This is a genomic window from Actinomadura sp. CNU-125 (assembly GCF_001942465.1).
Taxonomy (GTDB): domain Bacteria; phylum Actinomycetota; class Actinomycetes; order Streptosporangiales; family Streptosporangiaceae; genus Spirillospora.
The window spans coordinates 1-3,965 of the sequence record NZ_MKJY01000376.1; the positions used below are offsets into that span (position 1 = coordinate 1).

General features: G+C 73.4%; 2 protein-coding genes and 2 pseudogenes. All 4 read left to right on the top strand.

The features are described 5' to 3' along the window. Positions 1 to 307 (top strand): annotated as a pseudogene (locus BJF79_RS56190) (class I SAM-dependent methyltransferase); the annotation flags it as partial. 207 nt (positions 308 to 514) lie between these two features. After that, positions 515 to 1,893 (top strand): annotated as a pseudogene (gene cysC / locus BJF79_RS33925) (adenylyl-sulfate kinase). Positions 1,894 to 2,199: 306 nt separating this feature from the next. Next, positions 2,200 to 3,168, top strand: a complete 969-nt coding sequence (locus BJF79_RS33930) for a sulfite exporter TauE/SafE family protein (protein WP_075903587.1) — start codon at positions 2,200 to 2,202, stop codon at positions 3,166 to 3,168. A gap of 10 nt (positions 3,169 to 3,178) precedes the next feature. Beyond that, on the top strand, positions 3,179 to 3,919 hold the full coding sequence (locus BJF79_RS33935; RefSeq protein ID WP_262402954.1) for a WecB/TagA/CpsF family glycosyltransferase: 741 nt from the start codon (positions 3,179 to 3,181) through the stop codon (positions 3,917 to 3,919). Positions 3,920 to 3,965 lie beyond the last annotated feature (46 nt).

Sequence of the window (3,965 nt, forward strand, 5' to 3'; positions counted from 1 at the left end):
AGACCGGCCCGGCCGCGCCGCCGCCGCGCGAGCCGCCGTGGCCGCGGCGGCCGCACCGCCGCCCGCCGTCTACGACCGCGTCGCGTCCCTGCGGGGGCTGCGCTGGTACTGCACGATGCGCGGGCTCATGGTCGCCGAGGAGTACACGTCCCGGGCGTCGCTCGACGGCCTCGGGGCCGGAAGCGGCCCCGCCGACCTGCTGTGCCGTGTGGTGTCGCTGTTCACCCGCGGGCGCCTCACCGCAGCGCACAGCGACGTCATGCTCGTCGTCCGCAAACCGGAGAACCGTTTCGCCCGGGTCATCTGACGCGGTCACGGGCGTGCCGGAGATGCGGGCACGTGAGCGACCGCAGTATTTTTACCTGCGCGAACACGTTCCCACCTGGATCAGCCCGGCACGTCCCGGGCAAGATCGGAGATCGCGGTGACCGCCGAACCCGGCCTTCCCGACACGCTGCGCGACCTGCCCGCCTGGACGCCGGAACCGGTGGAGCTCGCCGACCTGGAGCTGATCCTGGCCGGCGTCTACCGACCGCTCAGGGGCTTCCTGGGCTCGTTCGACACCGCGATGGTGATCGCCGGAGGCCGGCTGGCCGACGGCACGGCCTGGCCCGTGCCCGTCACCCTGTCGGCCCCGAAGGAACTCGCCGAACACGACCGGATCGTCCTGCAGGACCCCGAGGGCGTCCCCCTCGCCGTCCTCACCGTCGAGGAGCGCTGGCAGGACCCGACGTCCGGCGAGCAGCGGTTCGCGGGCCCGCTGGAGGCGCTGCGCGCCCCGGCGCACGGACCGTTCCACGCCATGCGCCGCCGCCCCGACGAGATGGAGCCCGCCGACGGGCCCGTCCTCGCCGTCGCCGCCCGCGACTTCCTGCACCGCCGCCAGCTCGGCCAGATCCGCCAGGTCGCCGAACGGCTCGGCGCGCGCGTCCTGCTCATGCCGCTGCTCGGCGGACGGCACGACGAGTCGCTCGTCCGCGCCCTGCTCGCCGTGCGCCGCGAACTCCCCGGGAACCCGCTCGTCGTCCCCGTCCCGCTGCCCGACCGCGGCGACGCCGACCGGGACGTCGTCCTGCGCGCCCACGTCGCCGCCGCCTACGGCGCGACGCACCTGCTCGCCGAACGCGAGGTCGAGGACGCCCCGATCCCCATCGCCGTCCCCGAACCGTGGGCCTACGACGCCGACGTCGAGGTGTGGCGCCCGGTCGCCCGCATCGAACCCGACCACGTGCAGGCCGAACTCGGCCCGGACCGGCTCGGCGAACTCCTCGACGCGGGCGAGCCCGTCCCGGACTGGTTCACCCCGCCCGCCGTCGCCGCCGAACTCGCCGTCGCCCGTCCGCCGAAGCGCTCGCGCGGCATCACGGTCTTCTTCACCGGCCTGTCCGGTTCCGGCAAGTCCACGGTCGCGCGCGCCCTGTCCGACGCCGTCATCGAGCGCGGCGGCCGCACGGTCACCCTCCTCGACGGCGACGTCGTGCGCACGATGCTCTCCGCGGGCCTCACCTTCTCCCGTCCCGACCGCGACCTGAACATCCGCCGGATCGGGTTCGTCGCGGCCGAGATCACCCGCCACGGCGGCGTCGCGATCTGCGCCCCGATCGCCCCCTACGCCGCCACGCGCGCCGAGGTCCGCCGCATGGTCGAGGCCCACGGCGACTTCGTCCTCGTGCACGTCGCGACGCCCCTGGAGGAGTGCGAGCGCCGCGACCGCAAGGGCCTGTACGCCAAGCCCGCGCGGGCCTGATCCCCGAGTTCACCGGCATCTCCGACCCCTACGAGGTCCCGGACGACGCCGACCTCACGATCGACACCTCGCGGCTATCCCCCGACGAGGCCGTCGCCCGGGTCCTGGACCTGCTGACCGAAGGCAACTGGATCCGCCCCGCCTGACCCGCCCTGCCCCCGCCCAGGGGGCACCCGGGTCCCCCGAGTTCAACGGAGGAAGGCTCGCCACCGGGGCGCGGAGGCCGACCGGGGCGTGGCCGTGGTAGCGCGGGTCCCACCGGACGGGCGTGCGCCGGCCTCGGGGAGGCGGGGTCCACGCTCAACGCGATGCGCCCTCCGGCCGTACGCGTCAAGGGGTGCGGGGCGTTCCGTCCGGTGTGTCGTTTGTCCTGGCCTCCCCGGGTTACGAAGCCCGGGGCACGTCCCCTACCGTAATAGCCAGTTTCCCTATATGTCTGGTAGGTCATGGCGATGGACTTCGATTGGCCCATGGCGCTGGGCTCGTTCCTCGTCGCCATCGTCGTCGGGCTCACCGGCATGGGCGGCGGCGCGCTGATGACGCCGATGCTCGTGACGTTCTTCGGGGTCAGCCCGCTCGCGGCGGTGTCCAGCGACCTCGCCGCGTCCGCGGTGATGAAACCCGTCGGGAGCGCGGTGCACTACCGCGAGGGGACCGTCGACCTGCGGCTCGTCGGGTGGCTGTGCCTGGGGTCGGTCCCCGCCGCGTTCTGCGGTGTGCTGATCCCGCGCGCGCTCGGCGACGGGGAAGCCGTCCACGACATCATCCGCCTCGCGATGGGCATCGCCCTGCTCGTGGCCGCCTCGGGGATCCTGGTCCGCGCCGTCCTGTCGCGGCGGGCCCGGCCGTCCGAGGGGGACGAGAAGCACGAGAAGGACGCGGACGGGCGCATCACCGTGCGTCCCGTCCCGACCGTGCTCGTCGGCGCGGTCGGCGGGCTGGTCGTCGGGATCACCTCGGTCGGATCCGGGTCGCTGATCATCGTCGCCCTGCTGCTGCTGTACCCGGCGCTGAAGCCGAACCACCTGGTGGGGACGGACCTGCTGCAGGCCGTCCCGCTGGTGTTCGCCGCCGCGCTCGGCCACCTGTTCTTCGGCGAGTTCCGCCTGGAGGTCACCGCCGCGCTGCTCGTCGGGTCGATCCCCGGTGTCTACCTCGGCTCGAAGATCTCCTCCCGCGCCCCTGCCGGGCTCATCCGCCGCCTGCTCGTCGTCGTCCTCGTCGCCTCCGCGCTGAACATGTTCGGCGTCGGCGTCGTCCCGCTCGCGTGGACGATCGCCGCGATCGCCGTCGCCGCCGCCGGGACCTGGCTCGTCGGCCGGAGAAAGCGGGATACAGTGCCGACCGGACTTCCGGGCGAGGCCGGAACGGCGGGGAAGCGGGGCGCGAGTGGACGATCGATGGCGGCACCAGACCGTTGACGTGCTGGGCGTGCGCGTCAGCCGCATCGACGCCGGGCGGCTGCGCGAGTTCGTCGCCGCCGCCGTCAAGGACCGGACGAAGCTGACGATCACGTTCGCGAACCCCGACTACGTCCGCAAGGCGCAGAAGGACCGCGCGCTGCGCGACCTCATGAACGGGTTCGACCTCAACCTCCCGGACGGCTGGGGCGTCGTCCTCGCGGCGCGGATCTTCGGCCGTCCGGTGCCGGGCCGGATGGCGAACGACGACCTGACCGACGACCTGTTCGGGCAGCCCGCCGAGGAAGGCTGGCGGGTCTTCCTGTTCGGCAACGCGCCCGGCGTCGCCGAGGAGGCCGCACACAACCTGCGGGCCTGGTTCCCGGGCCTGTCCATCGCCGGCACCCAGCACGGGCACTGGGCGAAGGACGGGGCGCTGCCGCCCGAGACGGCCGACCGGCTCATCGCGGAGATCAACGAGGCGGCGCCCGACATCCTGCACGTGGGTCTCGGGACGCCCCTGCAGCAGCAGTTCGTCGCCGACCACCGCGACCGCATCGACGCGCCCGTCATCATCACGTGCGGCGCGTACTTCGAGCATCTCGCCGAACGCCGCGAGTACTACCCGTCCTGGGTGCTGCGGCTGCGGGTCGGGTTCCTGTACCGGCTCGCCCGCGAACCGCGCCGCCTCTGGCGCCGCTACACCATCGAACTGGGCTCCTACCTGGGGCTCGTCGTCGCGCACCGGATCCGGCACGGCAAGCAGTCCTGATCCGGGGCCGCCGATTCCCGCGCGCGCTGATCGATTGCGTGGTAGA